At 43.5% G+C, this 27000-nt stretch carries 27 protein-coding genes and 1 pseudogene; 11 read left to right on the top strand and 17 right to left on the bottom strand.

All coding sequences use genetic code 11. From position 1 onward, the window contains the following. Positions 1-3 precede the first annotated feature (3 nt). The 7 genes from L1028_RS13150 to L1028_RS13120 form a co-directional block, all read right to left on the bottom strand. Positions 4-879, bottom strand: coding sequence for a radical SAM/SPASM domain-containing protein (locus L1028_RS13150; RefSeq protein WP_042124302.1), 876 nt, complete (start codon positions 877-879; stop codon positions 4-6). Between the two features lie 19 nt (positions 880-898). Then, complete coding sequence (locus L1028_RS13145; RefSeq protein ID WP_234534490.1) at positions 899-1885, bottom strand: Gfo/Idh/MocA family protein; 987 nt, start codon at positions 1883-1885, stop codon at positions 899-901. Positions 1886-2233: 348 nt separating this feature from the next. Continuing rightward, on the bottom strand, positions 2234-3622 hold the full coding sequence (gene thrC, locus L1028_RS13140; RefSeq protein WP_234534488.1) for a threonine synthase: 1389 nt from the start codon (positions 3620-3622) through the stop codon (positions 2234-2236). Positions 3623-3726: 104 nt separating this feature from the next. Continuing rightward, on the bottom strand, positions 3727-4230 hold the full coding sequence (locus L1028_RS13135) for a CYTH domain-containing protein (RefSeq protein ID WP_234534486.1): 504 nt from the start codon (positions 4228-4230) through the stop codon (positions 3727-3729). A 229-nt stretch (positions 4231-4459) separates the two neighbouring features. After that, the gene (locus L1028_RS13130; RefSeq protein ID WP_234534484.1) at positions 4460-5446 is read right to left on the bottom strand and encodes a phosphotransferase; all 987 of its coding nucleotides are present in this window, start codon (positions 5444-5446) and stop codon (positions 4460-4462) included. 104 nt (positions 5447-5550) lie between these two features. Next, the gene (locus L1028_RS13125) at positions 5551-6099 is read right to left on the bottom strand and encodes a GNAT family N-acetyltransferase (protein ID WP_234534482.1); all 549 of its coding nucleotides are present in this window, start codon (positions 6097-6099) and stop codon (positions 5551-5553) included. Between the two features lie 90 nt (positions 6100-6189). Next, positions 6190-6459 carry a hypothetical protein gene (locus L1028_RS13120; protein ID WP_234534480.1) on the bottom strand — a complete coding sequence of 90 codons (270 nt, stop codon included), beginning with the start codon at positions 6457-6459 and terminating at the stop codon, positions 6190-6192. Positions 6460-6546: 87 nt separating this feature from the next. Here L1028_RS13120 and L1028_RS13115 point away from each other — a divergent pair, with 87 nt between their 5' ends. The 4 genes from L1028_RS13115 to L1028_RS13100 all read left to right on the top strand — a co-directional run bounded on the left by L1028_RS13115 (position 6547) and on the right by L1028_RS13100 (position 8428). Beyond that, on the top strand, positions 6547-6807 hold the full coding sequence (locus L1028_RS13115; RefSeq protein ID WP_234534478.1) for a response regulator: 261 nt from the start codon (positions 6547-6549) through the stop codon (positions 6805-6807). A gap of 415 nt (positions 6808-7222) precedes the next feature. Next, positions 7223-7417, top strand: coding sequence for a hypothetical protein (locus L1028_RS13110; protein WP_234534476.1), 195 nt, complete (start codon positions 7223-7225; stop codon positions 7415-7417). Positions 7418-7431: 14 nt separating this feature from the next. Next, on the top strand, positions 7432-7677 hold the full coding sequence (locus L1028_RS13105) for a helix-turn-helix domain-containing protein (protein WP_234534474.1): 246 nt from the start codon (positions 7432-7434) through the stop codon (positions 7675-7677). Continuing rightward, positions 7649-8428 (top strand): spermidine synthase, encoded by a 780-nt coding sequence (locus L1028_RS13100; protein ID WP_423803038.1) that lies wholly within the window; start codon positions 7649-7651, stop codon positions 8426-8428. The genes L1028_RS13105 and L1028_RS13100 overlap by 29 nt, the downstream gene beginning before the upstream one ends. An 82-nt stretch (positions 8429-8510) precedes the next feature. Here the strand turns inward: L1028_RS13100 and L1028_RS13095 are convergent, their stop codons facing one another. The 5 genes from L1028_RS13095 to L1028_RS13075 all read right to left on the bottom strand — a co-directional run bounded on the left by L1028_RS13095 (position 8511) and on the right by L1028_RS13075 (position 14062). Then, entirely contained in the window at positions 8511-9398 is an 888-nt protein-coding gene (locus L1028_RS13095; protein WP_076299082.1) for a sugar phosphate isomerase/epimerase family protein, read from the bottom strand. 38 nt (positions 9399-9436) lie between these two features. Next, complete coding sequence (locus tag L1028_RS13090) at positions 9437-10465, bottom strand: LacI family DNA-binding transcriptional regulator (protein WP_234534470.1); 1029 nt, start codon at positions 10463-10465, stop codon at positions 9437-9439. Positions 10466-10533: 68 nt separating this feature from the next. Further along, positions 10534-12114: a DUF3502 domain-containing protein gene (locus L1028_RS13085; RefSeq protein ID WP_234534468.1), complete on the bottom strand. Its 1581-nt coding sequence runs from the start codon at positions 12112-12114 to the stop codon at positions 10534-10536. A 78-nt stretch (positions 12115-12192) separates the two neighbouring features. Further along, positions 12193-13089 (bottom strand): carbohydrate ABC transporter permease, encoded by an 897-nt coding sequence (locus L1028_RS13080; RefSeq protein ID WP_197069743.1) that lies wholly within the window; start codon positions 13087-13089, stop codon positions 12193-12195. A gap of 28 nt (positions 13090-13117) precedes the next feature. Then, positions 13118-14062: an ABC transporter permease gene (locus tag L1028_RS13075; protein WP_423803040.1), complete on the bottom strand. Its 945-nt coding sequence runs from the start codon at positions 14060-14062 to the stop codon at positions 13118-13120. A 526-nt stretch (positions 14063-14588) separates the two neighbouring features. Here L1028_RS13075 and bglX point away from each other — a divergent pair. The 4 genes from bglX to L1028_RS13055 all read left to right on the top strand — a co-directional run bounded on the left by bglX (position 14589) and on the right by L1028_RS13055 (position 19597). After that, positions 14589-16748 (top strand): beta-glucosidase BglX, encoded by a 2160-nt coding sequence (gene bglX / locus L1028_RS13070; protein ID WP_234534464.1) that lies wholly within the window; start codon positions 14589-14591, stop codon positions 16746-16748. 30 nt (positions 16749-16778) lie between these two features. Continuing rightward, the gene (locus L1028_RS13065) at positions 16779-17747 is read left to right on the top strand and encodes a metallophosphoesterase family protein (RefSeq protein WP_234534463.1); all 969 of its coding nucleotides are present in this window, start codon (positions 16779-16781) and stop codon (positions 17745-17747) included. A gap of 193 nt (positions 17748-17940) precedes the next feature. Beyond that, entirely contained in the window at positions 17941-18693 is a 753-nt protein-coding gene (locus L1028_RS13060) for a 3'-5' exonuclease (protein WP_234534461.1), read from the top strand. A gap of 112 nt (positions 18694-18805) precedes the next feature. After that, on the top strand, positions 18806-19597 hold the full coding sequence (locus L1028_RS13055; RefSeq protein WP_234534459.1) for a MerR family transcriptional regulator: 792 nt from the start codon (positions 18806-18808) through the stop codon (positions 19595-19597). Between the two features lie 76 nt (positions 19598-19673). Here the strand turns inward: L1028_RS13055 and aroD are convergent, their stop codons facing one another. Then, positions 19674-20438 (bottom strand): type I 3-dehydroquinate dehydratase, encoded by a 765-nt coding sequence (gene aroD, locus L1028_RS13050; protein ID WP_234534457.1) that lies wholly within the window; start codon positions 20436-20438, stop codon positions 19674-19676. A gap of 45 nt (positions 20439-20483) precedes the next feature. Further along, positions 20484-21419 carry a ribokinase gene (rbsK, locus tag L1028_RS13045; RefSeq protein ID WP_234534455.1) on the bottom strand — a complete coding sequence of 312 codons (936 nt, stop codon included), beginning with the start codon at positions 21417-21419 and terminating at the stop codon, positions 20484-20486. A gap of 256 nt (positions 21420-21675) precedes the next feature. Between rbsK and glgP the strand changes: the two genes are divergently transcribed. After that, positions 21676-23292 carry an alpha-glucan family phosphorylase gene (glgP, locus tag L1028_RS13040; RefSeq protein ID WP_234534452.1) on the top strand — a complete coding sequence of 539 codons (1617 nt, stop codon included), beginning with the start codon at positions 21676-21678 and terminating at the stop codon, positions 23290-23292. A gap of 250 nt (positions 23293-23542) precedes the next feature. Beyond that, positions 23543-25003: a catalase KatA gene (gene katA / locus L1028_RS13035; protein ID WP_234534449.1), complete on the top strand. Its 1461-nt coding sequence runs from the start codon at positions 23543-23545 to the stop codon at positions 25001-25003. 156 nt (positions 25004-25159) lie between these two features. On the opposite strand, the gene L1028_RS13030 is transcribed toward katA, so the two are convergent. Further along, complete coding sequence (locus L1028_RS13030) at positions 25160-25354, bottom strand: sporulation protein Cse60 (protein ID WP_234534447.1); 195 nt, start codon at positions 25352-25354, stop codon at positions 25160-25162. 394 nt (positions 25355-25748) lie between these two features. Here L1028_RS13030 and L1028_RS13025 point away from each other — a divergent pair, with 394 nt between their 5' ends. Next, positions 25749-26204, top strand: coding sequence for a GreA/GreB family elongation factor (locus L1028_RS13025; RefSeq protein WP_060625163.1), 456 nt, complete (start codon positions 25749-25751; stop codon positions 26202-26204). 102 nt (positions 26205-26306) lie between these two features. Here L1028_RS13025 and L1028_RS13020 read toward each other — a convergent pair whose 3' ends face one another. Beyond that, positions 26307-26771 carry a YdeI/OmpD-associated family protein gene (locus L1028_RS13020; protein ID WP_234534445.1) on the bottom strand — a complete coding sequence of 155 codons (465 nt, stop codon included), beginning with the start codon at positions 26769-26771 and terminating at the stop codon, positions 26307-26309. Between the two features lie 137 nt (positions 26772-26908). Next, a pseudogene (locus L1028_RS31485) lies at positions 26909-27000 on the bottom strand (group II intron maturase-specific domain-containing protein); the annotation flags it as partial.

Below are 27000 nucleotides of genomic sequence, written 5' to 3'. Positions count from 1 at the left end.
GCCTTAAGTTCCGAACCGTTGCCGATATCCGCACTTGCGGCACAGCTCTTCCACTGCCTCTCTACGAGAGAACCCGTAAAATAGATTGTTTGCTCGCTCACCCTCTACGATTTCTGAGAACGGAGTCTCATGAATGTTTCCGAGGTTAATGACTCCTTCACCATCCAGACAGCACGGTACAACGGTACCATCCACAAGGATTGCCGCTTGGCTGCGTAGCGCATGACAGAACCCTTTTCCGTCATCTTCCGGCTCGTTCAGTGCAGGCCAACGGAACTCATGGTCCTGATTGAGATACACCCGTGGAGCAACCTTGACGCCGCTGCCAGGTACAACCTTTTCTTCGATCTTGAAATCAAGGTTAAAGGCTTCCTCCAGCACAGCAAGGGTCTCACGGTTCCGGTTCTTCTCCAGATTGGTCAGATTATCCTCCGTCAAATTCCACAGCCGGAAGGAAATAATGACCCCTTGCGCGGAGGCTTCCCGTACAAAAGAAATAATCTCCGACAAATATCCTTCGCGGTTCTCAGATCCCTCATGCCCGTCAAAGCTATGCAGAGAGAAGTTCATCTGTCGTAGTGCAGGTTTGCCGAGAATCTTAGGGCCTGCCTTATGAATTAACGTACCGTTGGTAGTAATATTGACCTTGAACCCTTTGGCATGTGCCGCATCCAACAGCTCACCAATCTTGGGATGCAGCAACGGCTCACCTTTTACGTGAAGGTAAATATGATTACTATGTGGCTTAATTTCATCTAATATCGTATTAAAAGTATCGAGCTTCATAAAGTTCTTCGTTCGGGCGGTTGGTGGACAAAAGCTGCAGGCCAGGTTGCAGACGCTTGTTATTTCAATGTATACCTTTTTAAAAGTCTTCAAGTGCTGCTCCCCATTCTATTTATAGATCTGCGGCATAGCGGAGGCCGATCTGTGCTCTGGCTTCCTCCATAACTTCTGCTACTGCCAAGGAATTGGCATGTGTATTAACTCTGCTTTCCCGTTCACCATTCTTAATCAAGTTGATAAATTCCTCAACCTCATAATACATGGACTCGAACACCTGAGGCTGCGTTAGCTCCTCGACAGTTCCGTCACGATACTGAATCTTCACTTGGTAAGGCTGGTTGATCTTATCGATCACCATTGTACCACTTTCCCCTTGAATCTCGGCTGGTAAATAGGAATCAGCGATCTTGGAATGCATCACCACTGCGTCCATATCATCGTATTGCATAACAAGACTTCCTTCACCATCCACTCCAGAAGAGAGCATTAGACCCACGGCCTGTACAGAATTCGGTTTCCCGAACAACACTACCATAGGATACAGACAGTAGACACCAAGATCCATCAATGAGCCGTTAGAGTAGGCTGGGTTAAAAGCGTTTAACACCGTTCCCTGCCGATAAGCATCGTATCTCGATGAGTATTGACAATAGCTCGCGAAATAACGGCGAACTTGGCCGATTTTATACAAATTGTCTCTGATCACTCCGAAATTCGGCATGAATGTCGATTTCATTGCTTCTACCAACAACACATCATTGTTCTGAGCGGCTTCAATCATTGCTCTTAGCTCCGCACTGTTTGAGGCAGCTGGTTTCTCACAGAGGACATGTTTGCCATGATTTAAGCACATAATCGCCTGTTCAGCATGCATGGAGTTCGGGCTTGCAATATAAATAGCATCGACATCTTTACTGGAAACCATATCTTCCAAATTCGTATAAATTGTAGCTCCAGCATATTTTGCAGCAAATGCCTGACCTTTCTCCATTGTGCGGGAGTACACGGCTGTCAGGATAAACTCCTCATTCTCCAAGCCGGCTTGCACGAAGCGGTCTGTAATAAAGTTTGTTCCAATGACCCCGAAACGAATTGTCATGATAATCCCGTCCTTTTTAGTTCTTACTAAAACTCTATATGCTATTTTCTCACTCTCTGGGTAGTCATGTCTACTTTTCAGGACAAATTTCCGACAAATTCCGATAGATCCACCTTGTGAAAAAAATCACCACTCCTTCATCTTTTGTCGATATCAAACTATTCATAGTAAACAGCGACATTATTTGTCGAAGGGTGCAGTAAAATGTCCCCACAAAGTGGGGCTTTGCTTCGATGCATAATCAGGTACTTTGCGGGGGCCCCAAATATATGCATTCTGAAACGTTAAAAAAAGGCTCCTATTCTTAACTTAAGAACAGGAGCCTGCTGAGCCGTATGGAGTTTCAACTTATTTATAAAAAGCCTGCAATTGACGCACAATTTCATCCTTATCATGATCCACTACGGTTTGGTGTTGTGGCATCTCGAACAACGCTTTAATTTGTGCCGGGAATTCCTGCTTAATGTCGATCAGAGTAATCGCCTCATCAAACTTAGCTGGATGTGCGGTCGCAAAGGTAATCCCAATCTCATCCGAGCCATTAAAAGCTTCGTAAGCTGCGATTCCACATGCAGTATGCGGATCAAGCAGGTAACTATATTCTTTTTGATACTTAGCAATTGTATTCAAGCATTGGTCATTCTTCACGCCAAGTGCTGCAAAATCCTTCTGCACCTGCTGAAGCGCCTCGCCTTCAACCGTAATCTTGCCCTCGGTTTGCAGCTTGGACATATACGCAGATAGTTTCTCGGAATCCTCGCCTACCAAATAATATAGATACCGCTCAAAATTGCTCGCCACTTGGATATCCATCGAAGGACTGTATGTGCTTGTGAAGCTGCCCGGTTTGTATTCACCAGTGTTCACGAAACGCTCCAAGATGTTATTTTCATTTGTAGCAATAATCAGTTTGTTAATTGGTAATCCCATTTGCTTCGCCAAATATCCGGAGAAAATATTACCGAAGTTGCCGGAAGGCACGCTGATGTTAATCTTCTTCTCGCTGCTGCCATCGACATGCAAATACGCATAGAAATAATAGACAGTCTGTGCCAGAATACGTACAAAGTTAATGGAGTTGATTGCACGCAGATGATAGCGGCTTTTAAAGTCGAGATCCGCGAACAGATCCTTGATCACCTTTTGGCAGTCATCAAAGTTACCATGAACAGACAGGTTCAGTACATTGCTGTCATCAACCGTAGTCATCTGCAGCTCCTGCACTTTACTAACCTTACCATGAGGATGAAGAATACAGATCTTGATTCCTTCTTTGCCGCGAACGCCCTGAATCGCAGCCGCCCCAGTATCCCCCGAGGTTGCTCCGAGGATGTGGATGATCTTGTTCTGCTTTTTGGAAATATAAGAGTACAGCTCACCCATAAACTGCAACGCTACATCTTTGAAGGCAAAAGTAGGGCCATGGAACAATTCCAGTACATATAAGGAATCATTCACTTGGTGAATAGGCGTTACTTCCGGCGTGCGGAAATTGCCATAACTAGTGTTGACCATTTCCTGCAAATCTTCTAACGGAATCTCATCATTAGTGTAATAGGCGAAAATCTTCAGGAACAATTCCTGGTAGCTAAGACTTCTCCACTCTTCTAAAGTAGCTGCTGAAACGACAGGAATCTCCGAAGGGACCATCAATCCGCCGTCATCAGCAAGTCCCATCAACACCGTATCGATAAAGCCCTTAGGTTCCACATTGCCTCTTGTGCTTATATATCTCATGCTCATCCTCCTGAACCCCTCTATAAATATATATATAAACATAAATTCCACTTTATAGCTGTTTGTTTTCCCTATATACTACCACGTTTACGCGCTAAAGTCCGTTAATTCTTTGTCTTATTTTGTAGCTCTTTCCAGACGGTTTTGTTGCTGTACTGCCGTTCTGTGCTGACATCCTTGCCGAACCATTCCGGCGCCTTGAAGCTTTCCGCTTCCTCCAGAGATTCAAATTCAACCTCCAGAACGGACAATTTCAGCTGAGAATAGACGTCGATCTCAACCGTTGTGTCATTCCACACCGCCGTAATCCGCTCTTTGACCAAGGCTACCGCATTAACCGCCTCAATCATTTGATTATATAAACCCTCTGAGATAAAATATTCGATCTCTTCACGTTTGATCCCTTTGCCATCTTTAAACGTATGAGTGTAGGTTACTTCACCTGAGTCCAGATCCGTAATTTTACGCACACGCAGCTCTTGTCCGCCATCTATTGCCAGATACGTCTGATCGATATTATGCCGGGTGACAATCTTCAATTCGCCTTCTTGAATAAGCCGCTCCGGAAATTCCGGCAGCAGAAACTTGCGTTCGATCTCCAAAGCCATGATGTTTCGCTCCTCAATGTGCATTTATTTTATATTAATAATCATCATAGGGGTGAGACAAACCCAAGTCAATGTAGATTATGGGGAAATAGGTCATGCTCTTATCGAATTACCTCAATAAAAGAAACAGCGGCAGTCATGGACATGGAGACAAAGCCCTAGACTGTCGCTGTTTAATTGAATCATAGTTACCCTTAAACTTAACGAATAGTGGTTAATTTTACGTTATCTAAAGATTTCCTAACAAAGTGGACATATTTTTTTGATTTTCTCCAAGCCAAATCATTTCCTTCGCAAAGCGAGCTGGTGGTACACTATGTTGATCCATATTAGCATTAATCCACCATGTGCTTTCCATATACCACAACAACTGTAATGAATGTGTTAAATAGCCCTCTACCACGTCGCGTTCTTCACTGTACCCTTCCATAAACGCCGAAGCCAGGGAAACATCTAAATTATGATCTAAGGCACATGACATCACAGCACGAGCTACATCAAGCTGCGGATAGTCATATTTTAGTCGATCAAAATCCAGAATTGCAGTTAATCCGTTATCATTAAATAAAAGATTATCTACCCAAAGGTCACGATGTGCCCATCCTGTTTGGAGTAACTCGAGTAGTTCTATATTCATTTCTTCAGTAGCTTTAAATTGAGTTTCTATATCAGCAAGCAGCTGAGGTTTACCAATTCCCTTAGTCTTTTCCCACACGGAGTTCCAATGTGCTAGACGCTCCTCACGGCTTGGAGGAATAAATTGCGGACTATTTCTAATGCCAAGTGTCCCGTCATTTAGCAATCGATGCATTTTTCCTGTTGCTCGACCTAAATCGTATATTTGATGGACATTGATTTTACCTGGTGAAATTAGTTTTCCCTGGCAATATTCCATCACCAGGAAGCGTTCTCCAATATCAGATTCAAGCAAAATACTTTCATTCTGTGTTAGTACTTTGGGGCACGTTAGACCTTGGTCATACAATCTAATCTGTTGAGAGAGTGCTAACAATATCTCCTCTGACTTATATAATTTATATCTTTCTTTGTTGTATTGTTTAAGTAAAAATTCCCCTGCATCCGTTGTTACTTTCCACTTTAAGTTTAACCAGCCTCGTTTTATTGAAGTAGTTTCAATTACATTCAAACCAAACAAACGATGAAATGTCTTAATTAGATCATCCAAGATCATTTCCTCTGTTAATATTGTCTCCATTTGGTCAACTCCTATATTTATGGTGTCTAAGTTTTTATTCCTTATGGAGACCTATATAACCTCTTGGATAAATCTAAGTTTTTGCGTAAAACTGCCTTAAATCATCAATCTGTTATTAATTTTGAATACATATTGATATTTATAAACTTTCCGTTTACTCTTTCATACCTTCTTAAGGTTCCCTCAAACATAAAGTTCAGCTTTTGTAAGACTTTTACTGAATTCACGTTTTCGGGTTCTACTTTTCCTTCGATTCGATTCAGCTTCAAAGTTGAGAATGCGTAATCTAACAAAGCACTTATAGCTTCTGAAGCATATCCTCTTCCCCAAAATGCTCTAGCAATGTCATATCCAATCTCCGCTTTCTCATTTTCAAAGTCTAAGGAATTAAAACCACAAGAACCTATGATTTCATTGGATTCCATTTCAATGATAGAGAAACGAATAGCTTTGTTCTCAAGAGAAAATTCATCAAGAAATTTTATCATATCTTTTGCCTGACTTTCATCAGTAAAACAATCAATATTCATGAATTCGGTAACCTCTGGATCAGACCAAACTTTAAACAAACTTGGCGAATCCGATACCTTCATTTTTCTTAAATGTAATCGTTCTGTGTGTAACTCTGTAGTTAACATTATTTTTACCTCCATTAAATTATAATAGTTGGCTTAAAAATAATGGTCTCTGCGCATAGTTCAGTCCCTTCATTCATCATTCACTATTAGAGTATCACACTATCTCTAAAACGAATAATATACCTCTTTCCCCTCAAGAAAATCGCGACATAGGGTGCTGCATATTTTGGAGGCATGCTCTTGAATCCAGCCGTTCCTCTCAGGATCATGAATAAAAAATACGTAACTAATAAAAATATCCATAAATATTTGTCCTTCAATGTACCGAATCTCATCAAGCGAAAAGCTTGATTTAGAGGCATAACCATCCAATAGCGTTTTGCGGAGCTCACTTTTCAGCATGGAGGATGCAGAGCCCAACGTAATAGTCTGCAAAATGGGACTGAAAGTGAAATGTTCGGTATTGGTCTACGAAATGTGAATGAGAGAGTCCGCCTGCATTACGGAGAGGAGATGCTCTGATTGCTGCGTATTGCAATTGTTGACGATGAAATCCTGATCCGCGAAGGTCTGGCCCGAATGATCAGCAAAGAAAATACTGAATTTCTGGTCATCGGCACCTACTCTGATGGGAAACTTCTACATGACGAGTTACCTTCACTTCAACTTGATGTTGTGATTACTGATATTCGTATGCCGCAAATTAACGGCTTTATCAATTGGAGGAAGAGCAGCAGTTCTCTCGTGACAAGGAGGTACGTCACCGTTCCGGTCTCTTACTGACCCTTCTTCAAGTCGACGAGCCCCTTCCCCCTTGCTGTTGTCGAGCCTTACTTTGCCCCAGCCTTATTTCTCAGTCTTTGTGTTCAAAGGAAGATCAAGAGAATCCGTCTGTTTTTGTGTAGACAGTCTGCGGCAAGAGATGGCATTTAGTATCGACAGCTTAGAGATTCAAAATGGACTGCACGTCTGTATCCTGTATTCTGCAAAGCAACTCTTAGACAGCGATAGGAATGAAATCGGCGATAGGATTTGTATCTCTGCCAATGGTATAATACTGCATGTAGGTACTAGCAGTTCCTATAATGATACCGCACATTCAGCAGCCTGAGATCAATATTCTTGAGCCTTTAATGCGATCAAGGAACCATTAATCCATGATCTGCAGATCCTGAATATGGATGGTGCTTTAGAGCGCGTGCATAACTTATTCTCAGTGCTGAAATCACAACAAGCTGTGCCTGATCAAATTCTCCGTGATTGCCGATGGGTTGTTGAATCTGCGCAGAAAGAATTGCAAGAATTTGAGGCCCTCTACAAAGGTCTGCCCTATCTTGGTCTGGATGAAAGCATCGCGTCCAGTATGAGATTCAGTGAAATCGAGCGGATCTGAACACCTTAGCGAATATGGTTTTTTTGACACCAAGCTATCTAAGTAAGCTGTTCAAACAAGAGACTGGTCTTACATTAGCGGACTACATTACGGAAATCCGGCTACGTAAAGCCAAGCATCTGCTCAAGAATGCCCCTGACCTAAAGATTCACGAGATTGGAGCAGAAGTTGGATATGGCGATCCCGCCTATTTCAATAAGCTTTTTAAACGTGTAGTCGGCGTTACACCCAATGAATATAAACGAATTTCTATCGTATAAGGAGCTTGATCACTTGCAATCACAGATTCATACGAGTAGTGATAATCATGAAATCACCGTCTATGACACCACAGAACTATACGGTGAACAAGGTGCGTTCCGCGTCATGCAGTTTTCCAATCAGGCCATTCAAGGTGCGATGGATCTCCATCACCCAGAACGAGTTGTGTTTGAATATCCGCGAGCCATCATTCACTTGATGGAATTCAATGCTCCCTCTTTCGAGGAAGCCTTTCTTATTGGACATGGGATTGGAACGATTGCTGGGCATTTTCTAGACAAAAGATTTAAAGTAGCTGAACTAGACAGCGAAGTAGTCGAATTAAGCCGCCGCTATTTTGGATACATCCAAGATAACGTAGTGATCGGTGACGGACGTCAGATCCTTGAAGGTGAAGAACCACAGAAATATGATTACATCATCTTGGATGCTTTTACCGCCGCGGGTACGCCGAGGCACTTAATCTCCAGTGAATTTTTCAGCATCGTGCATTCAAAACTGAATCCCGAAGGGTATCTCCTGATGAATCTAATGGGAAAAGGTGAGAATGACCCACATATTAACGCGATTCACACCACGCTCGCGGAAGAATTCACCTATATCAAATCCTTTTCACTGCCTTCAGATGGGGCTGCGGATCTCAAAAACATCATTATTATAGGTGGATTTAAGCCGATCCGCTTTCAAGCTCGCCACATGGCAGGCTTTAATGAAATCCAGCTTGGGCAAGGATATCTTATTCGGGATTAAGCTATGCATATAAAAATGACCTCATCCTCCACTTCACTGTGGGTTTTGAGGTCATTTTTGGGTTGTTACTATCTGATATCCTTTACACCGGATTAGGGACAAAACTGCCACCTCGGCAATACTTCAAATAATTTAGAGCATGTACTTGTCCAGTCATTTCTAGTTCACCCTGATAGACAGGATCATGCCAGCCTTCAATATCAATAGTTCCCTTATAGCCGGCTTGGCGCAGAATCGAGATGATATCCACCCAGTTCGTATCTCCGAAGCCAGGCGTCCGGTCCCACACATAAGACTTAGGTCCGTGAATTCCGTATTCCTTGACGATATCCCAGGCAATAGTGGCATCCTTGCCATGTACATGGAATACCTTATTCACCCATTTGCGTAGCTGTGGAATCGGATCAATGAGGCCTATCAGCTGGTGGCACGGTTCCCATTCCAGACCCAGATTGTCTGCTGGTACAGCATTGAACATTTTCTCCCAGGCTGAAGGATTGTGAGCGATATTCCACTCTCCAGCCTGCCAGTTTCCACCCATAGAGCAATTTTCAAAAGCAATTCTTAGGCCACGATCGGCTGCCCTTTTGGACAATTCACTAAACACCTCTGCAAATCTCGGAATCGACTCGTCAATCGAAGAACCTGGAAGACGTCCAGTGAATCCGCCGATAATATCTGTGCCGAATAAATGGGCATGATCAATCAATCGCTCCCAGCTGGCGAGTGTGTCAGCGTTGTCGCCTGTTCCTGAAAGTGGATTGCCATAAATCCCAACAGAAGAGATGACAAAATCATGTTCAGCAGCTAGTTCCCTAAGTCGTGCAGCTGTTTCTACAAGATTGGTTTCACCTGTGGTCTGCCAAAAGTTCAGGTTAAAGGATTCAAAACCATGCTGAACGATTTGCGGAATCACGGTGACGGCCTCCCCGCCACGAACCAGAGTACCTATTCTCAATGTGTCTTGCATTTGGGTTACCACTCCAGTGATAGCGTTTATAGTCAGTATTAAACCTTAAGTGTTTTGAGCATCTTGCAAGAGCCTCGCTTGAGCAATACCGCATCGTAGACAATATGCTGATGAGCTGACCGTCCAGAAATTAGATCAAACAGAACGCCCACACTGGATAAAGCCATTTCTGTACCCGGTTGGCTGATCGTATCAAGTGAAGGATGAAAATATTCAGCCATTTCGATCCCGTCAAAGCCAATGATTGAAATATCATCCGGAATAGACAACCCTGCGGTAAGCACCGCTTTGGCAGCACCGATAGCAATCGTGTCGGAGGCTGCAAATATTGCGGTTACTCCCTTATTCCTTTTAAGTAATCTTCGCGCTGCATCAAATCCAGAGCTAGGACTGTATTCACAATCCTCCACAAGCTGTGCATCATAAGGCAGATTATGTTCTTCCAGTGCTTTTTTGTAGCCCAAATAACGCCGGTTGCCTGTCGTTTCATCCAGTAATGGGGACTTGGCTAGAAAACCAATACTCTCATGTCCAAGTGATATCAAGTAATTGGTGGCCTTATAAGCTTCCTTCAATTCATTAATGGTGACACTAGAAAAGATATCAGGGTCCACCTCTTGTGTGGAGGTGATCGTCGTCAGTACAAAAGGAACCGTCAGCTGCTTGAATTTCTCTTCGGAATGATTGTAAGTTCCGCCCATGAAGATGATCCCGCATAGATTCTTTTCTTTGGTCAGCTGAATCGCCGCATTAATTTCATCCGTTCCATCCTCTACCTGATGAATGAGGAAAGGGTACCCTCGCAGATTAGCCTGCCGCTCGATTTCTTTGATCATATTAGAGAAGAACGGATTCGTAATCCCCTTAACCATAAGTGCAATGTTCTTAGACTCCGTAGTTTTTAGATTTCTCGCATTGGAATTGGGAATGTAATTGTATTCCTTAACAACATTCAGAACCTTTTCCCGTGTAGCCTTGCTCACCAGCCCCTTATTGTTGATGACCCTGGAAACCGTCGAGATGCCCACACCGGAAATCCGCGCGATATCCTTGATATTTACGTCCACTATACTCCCCCACTTATAAGTAAGGGAGCTATATGCTACTATAGCTCCCTTACACCTTTTAACGTTCTTTAGTTCACTGGAACAAACTCAGCCAATTGCTTTTCTACTTCGGCAATAACCTTGTCAATTCCTGCTTTTTTCAGTTGCTCACGGTATTCCGCTACAGCAGCTTTAGGATCTTTGCTTGTTTTACCAAGCATCAATTGAACACCAAGCTGGGAATTTACGTTGGAGATCGAAGCAATCTCTGTAGTAACATTCGCTGGATCGAAAGTAAAGCCGTTGTATGGATCATTGATAGCCACTTTATCCCACTCTGCGAACAGAGAGTTACGGATTGGGTTCTCTGTGTCCGTAGGAACTACGAATTTGTCATTACGAAGTGACCAAGCAGCGAAACCTCCGCCGTCTGTTTTTTCGTTGAAGCCTGCAGGCTGCTTTTTAACTCCATTTTCCATGACATATTGCTTACCTTCAATACCGTTTTGGATGAGGTTGTAGTAGCTTTCGTCAGTCATGAACTTCTCGATCACCATCAGAGAGCGCTCTGGATTCTCAGAGTTGACACTAATTACGGTAGAGTTATCAACACCCATTTTACGTTTAATCTTCTTGTTAGCTTCTGCAAAAGTATAGAAATCAGTTTCTACCCCTGGTAGTGCCGTCTTATCCCCGCCATATTGACCGAGCCAGTCCTGAGTATGCGTCAAGTAACCCGCGGAGTTTGCTGCTCTGAAGTTATCCTTGCTTCCAAGTGATGAGGACAGTACATCTTTGCCCCAGTATCCCTTGTCTGCCCATTCACGCATCTTCACAGCCCAATCTTCGAATTCTTGGGTGTAGGCTGGAGAGAATACTGTTTTGTAGTCCTCTGCGCTCTTAGTCACTAAATTGATTTCATTTGTTGAGATCCCTGGTGCATTAAGCCACTGACCAGTAGTATCTACGAGCATTCTGAACATATTTTGTGCATCTTCAGCTTTACCATTAATAGGTGGGAATGATTCATTGGCAACTACATTGTCCATGTATTTAACCATATCGTCGATAGATGCAATTTTTTCCATGCCGTATTTTTTCAGCAAGTCTACACGATAAGCATAACCGCTTGGTGTATATTCGCTATAAAGACTCGGAACACCATAGATTTTACCTTTGACCTTCGTATTTTCCCACACACTTGCTGGAATTTCTGCCTTCAGCTTAGGAGCAACTTTGTCGAGCATGTCAGTAATGTCTACCAATGCACCTTCACTTGCTAATGTATAGTAGTTTACCGGTGCTCCAGGAGAAGCATGTGACAAATCAAATTTTTCACCAGAAGCAAATAGCAATGGATATTTCGTTGCAATATCTGGCCAGTCGATATATTTAATTTCTAAAGTTGTATTGATATCTGCCTTGAGTTTTTTGTTAATCTCAGCTAGAATCGCCTTATTTTGAACACCTTCACTGCCCCACAAGTAGTACGTCAGCTTAGCTTCTTTGGAAGTATCGACTCCTCCTGTATTGTTAGCAGATGTTTCTGGTGATTTAGTAGCTGCTGCATCATTGCTAGAAGCATTGTCTTTGGATGATGAGCAAGCTGTAAGTGCCCCCGTAAGCATTAGGACAGCTAGTAAAGAAGACGCCATTTTTTTACCTTTCATTAGGTAAACCTCCCTTTTTTTCTGTTAATAATGATTGCTTGATTTATAATAAACGCGCCTTCGAAAAGGAGACGTCCATTAACCCTTTACTGCCCCGATTGTGAGGCCTGTTACGAAGTAACGCTGTACAAATGGATATAGAAGAATAATAGGTCCAGTAGCTAGCACAGCTGTAGCCATTTTAATGGATTGCGTCGGAAGATCAGCAGTATTGATTACCGCCCCCGAATTGACTAGCGCTCCGAGATTCGCCTGATTGACCATTCGCTGCAAGAAGTATTGAAGCGGATACTTCGTCGGATCGTCGATATACAACATTCCGTTATACCATTCATTCCAAAAGCCCAGTGCCGAGAACAATCCAATCGTAGCTAAGGATGGAACTGCTAGTGGAATGAATATCCGCCAATAGATGCGGAAGTCACCGGCGCCGTCAATTGTAGCGGATTCATATAGGGAATCCGGAATAGCTTTCATAAAGTTACGCATTAGGAAGATGGACCAAGCGCCCACTACACCCGGAAGGATCATGGCGAATAAGCTGTCCTTCATATGAAGATGTTTGACCATCAGGATATACGTTGGAATCAAACCACCGCTGAAAAGCGTTGTAAAGTAAATCATAAAGGAGAAGAAATTACGATATTTGAAATCTTTTCGGTTAAGTACAAACCCAGCCATTGACATCATGAATAGTCCAAGTACCGTACCTACTACGGTGATAAAAATCGTAACCTGATAAGCACTTACTAGTTTGCCAGAGTTATTTAACAGCAATTCATAAGCCTTTATTGAGAATTCCTTTGGCCAGAGCTTATAGCCTTCACGGACAATTTCCTGTTCATTCATGAACGAGGAAGAGATCATTAATGCAAAAGGAAATACACAAAATAGTGCAAAGATTGTAATGCAGAGATAGCTGACCGCTTTAATGAGAATACTGCCAGAATCCTGCTTGATTTTTGATTGTTCCACTGATATCACCCCTATTTCGTTTCTGAATTTAGAATAATGCGCTGTCTGGTTCGACCTTACGAACAATAAAGTTTATCACCAGTACCAGAATCAGACCGAATAAGGATTGATAGAAGCCGACTGCCGCACCCATGGAGAAGTTGAATTGCCCCACTAATGAACGGAAGACATAGGTATCAATGATATCCGTCTGCGGATACAGCACGGAGTTAGTACCAATCAGGTTGTAGAATAGGTCGAAGGAGCCTTTAAGAATGCCACCCAATCCGAACAACAGCAATAGAATAAAAGTAGGCTTCAGAATTGGAAGAGTCATGTAGCGAATCCGCTGCCAGGTCGTAGCTCCATCCATATAGGCCGCCTCATACAAATCATGATTAATTCCTGTAATGGTTGCCAAATAGACAATCATACCGTATCCAGTTCCAGCCCAAATCTTAAAGGCAACAATGATATACTTCCAAATCCCAGGATCAGAGTAAAATTCATAACGATCTAACCCCAAGCTTACAAACATCGTATTAATAAAACCTGAGTTGAAGTTGAACAAGTTGTAGGCAAACACACCGACGATAACCATAGAGATAAAGTTTGGAAGAAGAATGACGGACTGCGTTATCTTCTTGAACCACTTACCTGCTATTTCAGATAACATAATGGCGAAAACGATTTGAATAATATTCCCCAAGGCAAGAAATACAACATTGTAGAGTAGTGTATTTTTGGTAATATTCCAGAGATCACCGTTTTGAAACAGGAACTCAAAGTTCTTAAGGCCAATGAAATTACTACCGAAAATACCCTTATTGAGCTTGTAATCTACAAATGCGACGTAAGCGCCAGGCATTACCGCATAGTGAAAAATAAGGAAATATAGGATTACAGGCAGCAACATCAGAAAAAGAACTTTGTTCTTAATGACTTCCCGGAAAATATTCCCTCCCGCAAGCTTAATTCTAGCCAATGAGCCCACCTCCAATTTGAAAGATGCATTCCGTCACATGCATAATTTAGCTTCCTTTCTTGTCCCGCAACCAGTATGAAACTGCTTGCTCATCCTTTATGATAAAGCGTATCGGATGATATAGAAACGTTTCCATAATTTCTTTGAAACTCCCTGTACGAAAATCATACTCCCTAGATGTATGCGCTGTCAATTCATTTTATTTTTGATTTTCTAGTAATAAAAATCACAATTAACATCCTATATATAGTGAATCGGTCGATTTCACGAAGATAATTGACTTTTTATGGCCTTCGGACTAAGATCGATATGTATCGTTAATGGAAACGTTTCTATTTGTTCTTTTTCAAACATGTCAGCCTCTAACATGAGCTCTGATGATGAACTCCCCGTTCTTATCTATTTCATGTCTCATCCAATTATATTTATCTGCGTGTGCACAGCGGCGAACTCAAATAGCAAGCGCTTTCTTATTGGTATTGCACATCTATTTGTCACAATAACTTTCAATGCGCTCACGAGGAAGGTGTTAACCATGACTAAACTGTTTATCCAAGATCTTGTGAACGATATGACGCTAGAAGAAAAGTTGGCCCAATTAACCCAGCTAGGCCCTCACTATTGGGGATTGGATGATACCGTGGATTTAACCGGTCCATTCAAGGAACTGAACATTAAGTCACAGGTAATGGATAATATCGGAAGTGTTCTGAACGGGATTGGAGCTAGAAATGTAATCGATCTACAGACCCGGCATTTGCAAGCCAGCAGACAGAAAATTCCCCTGCTCTTCATGGCGGATGTCATTCATGGCTACAGAACCATCCTTCCGATTCCACTAGCGATAGGTTGTAGCTTTGATCTGGAAGCCTGCGAAAGGTTTGCTGAAATTGCGGCCAAGGAGAGCGCGGCTGCCGGCATTCACCTGACTTTCTCACCTATGACGGATCTCGTACGCGATCCGCGCTGGGGACGGGTTATGGAAACCACTGGTGAGGACCCTTACCTGAATGCCCGTGTAACCGAAAGCATGGTACGGGGTTATCAGGGCAAAGACCTGAAAGAAAAAGGACGTATCGCTGCCTGTGTGAAGCACTTCGCCGGTTACGGCGCTCCCGAAGGCGGTCGTGAATACAATACGGTAGATATGTCCCTCGGCGTTTTACGTGAGTTCTATCTGCCAGCCTATAAGGCTGCCGTAGATGCTGGTGTTGCCATGGTGATGGCTGCATTCAATACAATTGATCGTATACCAGCAAGCGGAAATTCCAAACTTCTACGCGGAATTCTGCGTGAGGAATGGGGCTTCAACGGCGTTACCATCGCCGATTTCAATTCTGTTAATGAACTAATCCCTCATGGTGCTGCCGAAGATGGTCGCGAAGCAGCGGAGAAAAGTCTGGCTGCCGGACTTGATATTGAAATGATGTCCACCCATTATCTAAACCATGGTGCGGGTCTAGTCGAGGAAGGCAAGCTTGATATTTCCTTGATCGATGAAGCCGTTGTTAGAGTGCTAGAACTCAAGGACGCTCTCGGCTTGTTTGACAATCCATTCAAGGATGCAGATCCACTAGTAGATGAGGCGCCTACGCCAAGCGTGGAGAGTTTGCAAGCCGCGAGAGAGCTCGGTGCCAGCTCAGTGGTACTGCTGAAAAATGACAATGACGCTCTGCCCCTTAAACATGGTATGAAGATTGGATTGGCCGGTCCCTTCGCCACCTCTATTCATGTGCTTGGCGGCTGGTCTGGAACGGAAAAGGACCCTGCAGTATCACTCTACAACGGCATCTCTCAGAAAACATCTCCCGCGAATATTATTACAGCTATGACTGGGGAGCTGGGAAGCATGCTGGAGGGTGTTTTTGATGTGGAGGATGAAATCGAGGAAGCCTTCCAACAGCTGAAAGATTGCGATGTAATTCTCGCGGCTGTCGGCGAGAATCAGCAGGATACCGGGGAAGGTGGAAGCAAAACCAATCTGCGCCTGTCGACCAATCAGGAGAAGCTGATCTGGCGTCTGAAAGATACCGGCAAAAAGATTGTTACCATTGTATTTAGCGGCCGACCGCTGGAACTTAAGCCTGTTCTTGAGGCCAGCGATGCTTTGCTCCAAGCCTGGTTTCTGGGTACAGAATCCGGAAATTCATTAGCTGATGTGCTGTTCGGAGATTATAATCCGTCCGCTCGTTTATCTATGAGCTTCCCTTACTCAGTTGGGCAAATTCCTGTTTATTACAATGCCTATCAGACGGGACGCCCCTATGATCCCTTATATCCCAATGTACGTTATGTAACCCGATATCTGGATTGCCCTAATGACCCTCTGTTCTGCTTTGGTTATGGTCTGAGCTACTCCAGTTTCGATTACAGCAACTTCAATGTAGATGCTGCCGATCCGGTTGTTGCCTCTATTGAGGTGGAGAATACTTCAGACATCGCTGGCAAGGAAACCGTTCAACTCTATATCCATGACGTCAGTGCAAGCGTCGTTCGCCCGATCAAGGAGCTGAAGGGCTTCCGACAAATTACACTCGCAGCGCATGAGAAACTAGTGATTTCTTTCGAGATTACTAGAGATATGCTGATGTTCTATGGAAAAGATGATCAATTGGTCTTTGAACCTGGGGAATTTGATATTATGATTGGTAGGAACTCCGGTGATTATTTCACACAGCGGATCTGGATTGGATAACTATATTAGACAGTAAGGGAGATAACCCGAATGAGACACAGCTTATCATTTCAGCAAGATGGAACCTTGAAAATTGTACAATTCACTGATCTTCACTGGATGGATGGAAGAGCCGAAGACCAGCGTACCCGGGAACTGATGGAACGCGTACTGGAAGCGGAACAACCTGATCTTGTGGTCTTCACGGGAGATCTAATATACACCGCCCCTGTCTCACCTGGTGAAAAGGCGTGTGAAGACCCCGCCCAAGCTTTTCGGGATGCTGTCGCTGCTGTGGAGAAAACAGGTACCCCTTGGGCCTTCGTATTTGGTAACCATGATACAGAAACCCTGATTTCCCGCAGTGAATTGATGCAGATTGCATTAGAACATCCCCACTGTCTGGCCGAAGCCGGTCCAGAGGATCTTGAAGGTTCAGGCAATTACACGCTTGAAATAAAAGATCAGGATGGCCAAGCGGCTGCTGTCCTTTATTTTGTTGACTCGGGCAGTTACTCCGAGATGGAGCATATCCCTGGCTACAATTGGATTAGCCGGAATCAGATCAACTGGCTAACTACTGAATCCGCTCGGCTGAATCCGAAGACTGCTGAAAATAGACTACCTGCATTGGCTTTCTTCCATATCCCGATTCCTGAATACCAGGAAGTATGGTCAACACAAGTCTGTCATGGACAAAAGCTCGAGCGTGTATGCTCACCACATGTTAACTCGGGATTGTTCACCGCTTTGCTTGAAATGGGCGATGTGCTCGGCACTTTTTGCGGGCATGACCATATTAACGATTTTACGGGTAACCTGTACGGCATACGCCTCTGCTACGGGCGGGCGACTGGCTACAATACTTATGGAAAAGAAGGCTTTATGCGGGGCGCACGCGTCATCAGACTGACCCAAGGCACCCAAGACTTCGATACCTGGCTTCGTCTTGAAGACGGATCTGTCCTACTAGAACAGCCAATTCATCAGCCTGAACCTGCTGCCGGTTCAGAACATTAATCGTCTTACTTTATTGTTTGCAATCTTTTTGCTCATTAATAGTTATAAAAAGAACCCGCATAGTGCTGGTTCTTTTTTATGTTCCAATATTAGCTTGTTCCCATACTCCCCATTACATCGCTTTTTTTGTTAAAATAGAGTAGTCGACGTATTAAGCACTACAGCGTCAGTCATGGAACGGAGGCAAGTACCTGTGGATTATATTATTCTGGACATCGAATTCAACGGCCGTAAGTTTGCCAGTGAGCACCCTATGGAGGTCATTGAGATTGGAGCTGTCCGGTTAGACTCTTCATTGCAGTATAAGGATGAATTTTCTTCCTTGATCAAACCCATATATTTCTCCACCCTTAATTCATTCATTAAGAAAAAAACCGGTATTCCTCAAGAGGAAATCGATATCGCAGCCCGCTTTCCAAAAGTCATCACTGCGTTTAGAGAGTGGCTTGATCTAAGTACGGACGGAGTGCTGCTGCTTACTTGGGGCGGCGAGGACATGAAGCGAATCATTCAGGATGTGCGTATGCACAAGATGGACGATTCCTACTGGATGTCTGCTACGTATTTCGATCTGCTGAAGGGTGTGCTGCGAGCTCGCGGCCTAAGCAATGATATCAGTGTCGAAGGCGCGATGGCTTTGTTTGAACTTGAACCTTCTGGATCTGCTCACCGTGCGTTGGATGATGCAAAGATGACTTCGGAAATCTTCCGCGCTGTGTTTAAGGATTTGGATTTTGAGCGCTCACAGCATTACGTAGATACCTTTTCTAATGCCAAAGAACGCAAGACGGTCAAAGTCGCTATTAAAGCGATGAACTCACAAAAAATAGTACCTACCTGGGACCTTGTTCTTGAACACTACTTCTCAGACAAAACAACCCTAGTTGATCCTCGGAAATTAGAGGAATTACAGAATTATTTTGCGGCACAGATGGGTCAAAAATAACTTCAATCATCAGCAAATCATAGCAGCGGCAGTCTTCCCAATGATCTTTAGCGGGTAACTGCCGCTGTTTTGGGTAGAATAAAAAAACATTTGACCTTCACGCTACGTAAAGGTGTACATTAAATTTGTGGGAGGTGATACTACGGAATACACAGTACAGAAGCTCGCTGAGCTAGCTGGAATCAGTACGCGAACCCTGCGCTACTACGACGAGTTTGGCATTCTTAGGCCGGCGAGAATCAACTCCTCGGGGTATCGTATCTATGGCCGCGCCGAAGTGGATCTACTACAGCAAATTTTATTTTATCGAGAGCTTGGTTTAAGTCTGGAGCGTATCAAAGCTGTTCTGACTGAACCGTCATTCGACGGAGCCAAAGCGCTACGGGAGCATCATGACAAGCTGCTTGAAAAGAGACATCAATTAGATCTACTAATCGCTAACGTCGAACAGACGCTGGCTCACCAAGAAGGGAGAATGACTATGAGTGACGCTGAGAAATTCGAAGGCTTTAAGCAAAAGCTGGTAGAGGATAACGAGAAGAAGTACGGTCAAGAAATTCGGGGGAAATACGGGGACAGCACTGTAGATCAATCTAACAAGAAGCTTAAAGGTATGACAGAAGAACAATATGCGGCTATACAGCAGCTTGAGGAGGAAATGTTCGAGACGCTTCTGCAAGCGATGGAGCATGGAGATTCTGCCAGTGTATTGGCACAAAAAAGTGCTGACCTGCACCGCCAGTGGCTCTCCTTCTACTGGGATTCCTATTCCAAAGAAGCACATGCTGGCGTAGCGCAAATGTATGTGGATGATGAACGTTTTACTAAGTACTACGACAAGCACCGTCCTGGACTTGCTGAATTCCTAAGAGATGCCGTTCACGTATACACGGGAACAAAATAATGAAACAGAAATAGAGCGGCACCGGAAATCCGGTCGCCGCTCTTATTTCTATTCTCCGGAAACTTGCTAATAACTCCTATAGACTGCGATGCAGCAGCGATAGTACATTTCGAAGCTCACCCACAGCTACCTGCCCAGGTGCTGAAGGCTTATGCGCCGCTCCAAAGGTAATCGCAGAACCAAATATTTCACCGGCCAGACGGCTAATTACCCCAGCTCCCGCCATGGACATTGTAATAATCGGGCGATCTGCATATTGTTCTTTCATGATATGCGTAGCTTCCAGTAAAGTCAGTACATCCCCTGTATCCTGAGGCATCACCGCAATTTTAGGCAAGTCCCCACCAAGCTCCTGTGCCTTGCGTAATCGCGAGATGATCTCCTCTTGAGAAGGTGTTCCATGAAAATCATGATTCGAGATAATGACAGACACGTTATGAGCATGAGCAGTCTCGACTAGTAGCTTTACATCCTGTTCCTCATTGAATAATTCAACATCAATGATATCTACTAGACCACTTTCAGCAGCAGCTATATTCAATGCTATGTAATATTCCGTGCTAACCTGCTTCTCGCCGCCTTCTTTGGCACTCCGAAAAGTAAAAATCAGCGGTAACTCCGGAATTACAGAATGAATTTCTTTTAGTGCTGAAATGACCGCCTCTACGTCTTCAACTTCATCAAAAAAATCCGTCCGCCACTCCACTAAATCGGGACTAAGTTCTTTTAATGATTCGGCTTCCTGTTTCAGTTCAGACAAGGTAGCTCCAATCAACGGAACACATATTTTAGGGATTCCTTCGCCAATGATCACATTTTTAACGATTACTGTCCTGCTCATTATTTCAGCCCCTTATCCAGTCGTCTGCTATAAATTCTGTATTGTTTATTTTACTGCCGATACATGTTTTAGAAACTGTTCAACCTCTGATAACTGCGGCAGCGATGGGATCGCGCCTTCTTTCCCTACAGCCAGTGCTCCAACAGCATTAGCGAAGCTCACTGCTTCTTCCAACGTTTTTCCTAAGACCAATTGCTGGGCTAATGCCCCATTGAATGAGTCTCCGGCGGCAACCGTATCTATCGCCTTGACCGGGAATCCCGGAACTGACTTAGCGCCTTCAGCATTAACGATCAGTGCGCCTTTAGCTCCCAAGGTTATGATCACGTTTTTAATACCTTTTTGCAGCAATATACGGGCTGCCTGCTCAGCAGTCTCTAAACTATCTACCGTCATTCCAGTCAAAATTCCCGCTTCCGTCTCATTAGGTGTCAGAAACGATACTTGACCCAGCATCTCGTCTTTAAGCACTCTAGCTGGTGCTGGATTCAGAATGACCGGAATTCCATGACGATGCGCAATGGCAATAGCATGCTCACTCATCGCCAGTTCCATTTCAAGCTGCATCACAATCATCTCAGCCTGGCTAATTATAGACTCTAACGCCTGTATATCCTCTACAAAGAGATCAATATTCGCTCCAGGTACAACGATAATCCGATTCTCTCCATCTTCTTCAATAACGATTGAAGCTACACCTGTTGCCTCAGTCTCACTCACTGAGATATGTTCTATATGAATACCTTCTTGCTTAATAATCTCCAGCATTTCGCTTCCAAAGGTATCTTTTCCGACGCTTCCGATCATACTAACCTCAGCACCCAGACGTGCTGCGGCAACGGCTTGATTCGCTCCCTTTCCACCGGGAGATAGAGCAAATGCTTGTCCCATAAGCGTTTCTCCTGCATTCGGTGCCCGGTTCGCACGTACTACCATATCCATATTCAAGCTTCCAATCACAACTATACCCAACTTAAACACCACCAATAATTATTTCTTCAATCTCTTTATCTTAGGGTCTTCCCTTGACTTTATCAATCACTTCCGTTGATTTTGCCCCTAATTGGCTATTTTCACCAAATTGACGTTATGCTTTTGTAGATAAAGTATGCTAGAATGATGGTGCAATCGCTTCCACAACGGTTGTTGACTGTTTTTTGAGCAAACGTTTGCATCGTAGATAATGCCAGCAGCTTTACTGCAATTCAATCTAATCCGCGATTAGGAGGCTTATCAAGTGAACGAACAAAAATTACCATCAGTAGCTTATTTCAGTATGGAGTACGGGTTACATTCCGATTTTAAAATGTATGCCGGAGGACTTGGAATTCTCGCAGGTGACTACATTAAGGGAGCTAAAGATATCAATGCTCCTATCATCCCTATCGGGCTGAAGTGGAAACAAGGTTATACGGATCAAAAAATTGATGCGAACGGTAATCCTTACGACTCCTATCACAATTATGTTTATGATTTTCTTGAAGATACTGGGGTGAAGGTAACTGTAAAAGTCAGAAAGACCGATGTGGTGTGCAAAGTATGGAAGACTGATTATTTTGGCAACAGCACGTTGTATTTACTGGATACGGATATCCCCGAGAATAATGATGCTTGGATTACTGGACAATTGTACGGCTGGTTCGGTGAGGAACGGATCGCACAAGAGATCGTACTTGGTATTGGTGGAGTAAAAGCTATGCGTGCTCTGAGCATTCCGATTGATGTCTATCATTTCAACGAAGGCCATGCAGCCTTAGCAGCCATCGAGCTCATCCGTGAGAAAATGTCCGGAGGCAGCACCTTTGAGGAAGCTTGGAAAGCTACTCGGGAAGAGGTTGTGTTCACTACACATACGCCGATTAAAGAAGGCAACGAAACCCATCCACTCGACCGCTTAGAGTATATGAGTGCATTCAATGGTTTAACCCGCGACCAGATGGAGCGTATCGGTGGTGAGCCGTTCAACATGACGGTTGCCGGTCTGCGACTCTCCCGTATTTCCAATGCAGTGGCTCAGCTTCATGCGGATACAGCCAATAAGATGTGGAAAGAGGTTGCTGGAAGATCGGACATCATTGGCATTACTAATGCCATTCATACCCCTACCTGGGTAGATGAAAGAATGACACAAGCCTATGAACAAAATAGCGATTTATGGACAGTGCATAAGGAAATTAAGGGTGAACTGATTGATTTCATCAAAGAACGGTCCGGCATTAGTCTAAATGCTGACAATCTACTCATTGGCTTCTCACGTAGAGCTGCTCCTTATAAACGTAGTGATCTGATCTTCTCGCAGCCGGAAATTATTGAGCCTTATCTGGAGTCTGGCAAAATACAAATCGTCTTCTCTGGCAAAGCCCATCCACTCGATGATAACGGCAAAAAAATCGTCAGCAATTTAGTGGCGATGATGAAAAAATATCCAAAGAGTGTTGTCTTCTTGGAGAATTACGATATGACTATCGGCGCACAGCTGACACGCGGTTCAGATATTTGGCTCAACAATCCGCGTAGGCCACTGGAAGCAAGTGGTACCTCCGGGATGAAAGCAGCCATGAACGGCGTATTGAACTGCTCTATTCTAGATGGCTGGTGGCCGGAAGCCTGTATCGATGGCGAGAATGGCTGGCAAATTGGAGACGGCTTCGAGACTACTGACTTCGAGGTTCTGGATAAGCATGATAGTGATGCGCTATACGACACCCTATTGAATCGAGTACTCCCAACCTATTATGAGAATCGTGAACAGTGGGTACAAATGATGCAGAAGAGCATCGAAACCACTCGCACCGAATTTGCCACCAAAAGAATGCTGGATGAATACTACAACAGAATGTACATTAAAAATTAAGTACAGAGTACGGATATTTCTATATCAAAATAGAACAGCGCACCCTCCAGTGATGGTTGAGGTGCGCTGTTTCTTTTTTAATTCTGCTTAGTAATTAATCACTCTATCTATCATATATATCTGAATGGGACGACGATTACCACATACTGTAATGTGTCAATTATTCAAAAAGTGTTGCATTTTCCCCAAAAAACATTAATATAGAACTTATACTAAATCTAAAATCAAATCTTACGAGGTGATTCTATTCATGAGCTCCAATAATAATAATAATCTTACGACCAGCTGGGGTGCTCCAGTAGGCGACAATCAAAATTCAATGACAGCCGGTGATCGTGGTCCTACTTTGCTGCAAGATGTCCATCTGCTTGAAAAATTAGCCCACTTTAACAGAGAACGTGTTCCAGAACGTGTCGTTCATGCTAAGGGTGCTGGCGCTCATGGTTATTTTGAGGTCACTCAGGATTTAACTCAATATACTAAAGCCGATTTTTTATCTGAGGTAGGCAAGCGTACCCCACTCTTCATCCGTTTCTCAACGGTAGCTGGGGAGCTAGGTTCTGCTGATACTGTAAGAGACCCCCGTGGTTTTGCTGTGAAGTTCTATACCGAAGAAGGAAACTATGATCTCGTAGGTAACAATACACCTGTATTCTTCGTTCGTGATGCAATCAAGTTCCCCGACTTTATTCATACACAGAAGCGTGATCCACAGACACACTTAAAGAACCCTAATGCGGTTTGGGACTTCTGGTCTTTATCGCCGGAATCTCTACATCAGGTTACGATTTTGATGTCAGATCGCGGAATCCCGGCTACGCTGAGACATATGCACGGGTTCGGAAGCCACACCTTCAAATGGGTAAATGCCGAAGGCAATGCCGTCTGGGTGAAATATCATTTCAAAACAGAACAAGGCATTAAGAACCTTGCTCCAGATCTTGCCGCCAAAATCGCCGGGGAGAACCCAGATTTTCATACAGAAGACTTGTTCAATGCTATTGATAAAGGGGATTTCCCAGCGTGGAAGCTCTACGTGCAGATTATGCCGATTGAAGATGCGAACACTTACCGCTTTGATCCATTCGATGTAACCAAAGTATGGTCGCAAAAAGATTATCCATTAATTGAGGTAGGCCGCATGGTACTGGATCGCAATCCAGAGAATTACTTCGCGGAAGTAGAGCAAGTTACGTTCTCTCCTGGCTCGTTCGTCCCTGGTATTGAAGCTTCTCCTGATAAATTGCTACAGGGTCGACTGTTTGCTTATGGCGATGCTCATCGTCACCGTGTAGGTCCTAACCATAACAGCCTGCCTATCAACCGTCCAAAAGTGGAAGTGAAGAACTATCAACGTGACGGTGGCATGGCACTCGGCAACAATGGCGGATCCGGTGCCTATTACGAACCTAATAGCTTAGGTGGACCTAAAGAAGCACCACAGTACAAAACATCACCTTTCGAAGTATCTGGAAATGCCGACAGTGTCTCCTATAATAGTGATGACCATTATACACAACCTGGTAACTTGTATCGTCTGATGAGTGAAGAAGAACGTACCCGTCTTGTTCAAAATATCGTAGGCGCTATGACACCAGTTGAAAATAACGATATTAAACTTCGTCAAATTGTTCATTTCTATAAAGCTGATTCAGAACTGGGACAGCGTGTTGCATCCGGTTTAGGATTATCCGTCCCAGGCGGGTTATAAGACTGTAAATGCACTTATACAATCAAAGAGGACCTTTACCCGTAAATGGGAAAGGTCCTCTTTTTTCATAAGAAAAGCTAAAACATATAATAAATAAGTACGATCACGATGCATAGCGTGGAGACAACAGATAAGCACGAAAAAAACGTATTCCAGTTATTGCCTTTCATTTGTCTTATACACGACCAGTATACTGCTTCTTTGATGCTCTGCCCCATCACGTGAAGATTTAACTACCGAACCGTAACTGATATTCACAATCTGATCCTCACGCAGCCCTGCCAAGAACTCATTAGCCTTATTCTCAGCATACGAATTATCAGCATCTACAAACTCTTTTACTTGAATCATCCTGATCTCTCCTTTAATAAATTTTAGTTACTTTTTATGTCTAGATTCTATAGGTGAACTCAACGAAATGTACATGGCGTATCACTCCCCTGGTAACATTTAATGTGAAATTATCTTCAAAATATAGCATAGGCATTCCGCAATTTTCTACGAAATGCCTATAACATCAGCCTATCATAGCACCCAACTATATAATAGTCAAACGTTTTAAATACAATATTTAGTAAGAATTAATTGCCTATGCAAAATGGATTGGATTTACATATAGAAGCTGTTATACTGATCAGAAGGTTCCCTCTAGGGGACCTCTATTTGCATAGGAGGGATTTTAATATGGCAACGCGTCATAACAAATTTACAAAGAATGTGTTACTTAGAGGGGGTGAAATCTACTATGAACCATAGTCTAATTTATGAAGGCTCAAGGACACAACTGGTCCAGCAGCTTATTTATTTTGATGAGGAAAAAATTGCATTTCTAAATCAGTATTTCCCGGAACGAAGCAAACAAAGAAGTAATGCTGAAACGCTGTTGTCCCGTTATTGCTCCGAGCTGGAACAATTACTTTCCCGGTTTAATGGAGAAGAATTGAATTCACTCGTATTGATTGGAAGTCAGCTTCAGCTACGCTACTTAGACGACAATACTACAGATACCTACACCATCGTATTTCCAAACCAGGCAGAACCCAATGATAACAAGATTTCAATGTTCTCGCCTATTGGTATGCAGTTGCTGTTAGCTCAGATCGGCAGTACATGTCAGCTAGCTATACCTTCAGGTGAGTTGTCAGTAAAAATCGAAAGTATTAAGTTTGTGAATTGTGGTGAGGTAGCCGTTCTTATTTAAGCCAAACTCGCACATATCACCAACATTAACAGCGTCCCTTTCCAATCTTATGGAAGAGGACGCTGTTCATCTATTCAGCCTGCTAAGCACTTCTTCATAATTTTATTTGAGCCTCAATCCTTCACCCAGTTTGCTGACTGATTTTTCGATACGAGATGCTCTGGTTTCAGGTCTTTTCGCTGCTTCGATCCAAGACACATATTCCTTCTGATAAGAATAAGCCAGACCTTTAAAATAAGCTTCTGCCTGCTCATGGCTACTTAGCGCATCAAGAAAATCCTCTGGGGCTTCTACCTCCCGTAATTGATGATCTTGCTCCATCGTCACATGCACAATATCACCAGGTTGAGCTTTCGCTAAATCACGCAGTTCTTTCTTTACCACCATAAAATGCTTTCCGTCTCCATGGGGCATAAGCGTTCCTCTATAGGGGATTCCATTTACACTTCCTTTAACCTGTACCCTGGACTTTGTTTCAAATATTTGTTCGGCATCAAAAGGGACGTTAAGATAAGTCCAGCTACCACTTGCATCAGGTCTAACTAATTTAGCCTCAAATTCGAACATAGCTACCTCCTCAATTAAAATCCCTAAGTTCTATTGTATCCATATGAATGTAACTATAATCGAGTAGGAGGAGGCGGTAAGCCTCCGTCCTCTCACACCACCGTACATGCGGGTCCGCATACGGCGGTTCCAAAAGGTTAACAAAGTTCCAGATAACGTGAAAGCAGACTTTTCAGCCCTTTCGCTTCCCAATAGGAAGTCGTAAGGGCATTATTCGTGTTCCGGGACA

It is taken from the genome of Paenibacillus pseudetheri, assembly GCF_924513355.1.
Taxonomy (GTDB): Bacteria; Bacillota; Bacilli; order Paenibacillales; family Paenibacillaceae; genus Paenibacillus_AQ; species Paenibacillus_AQ pseudetheri.
The sequence above is the reverse complement of the archived record's forward strand: the minus strand, read 5'-3'. Positions and strand labels throughout refer to the sequence as shown.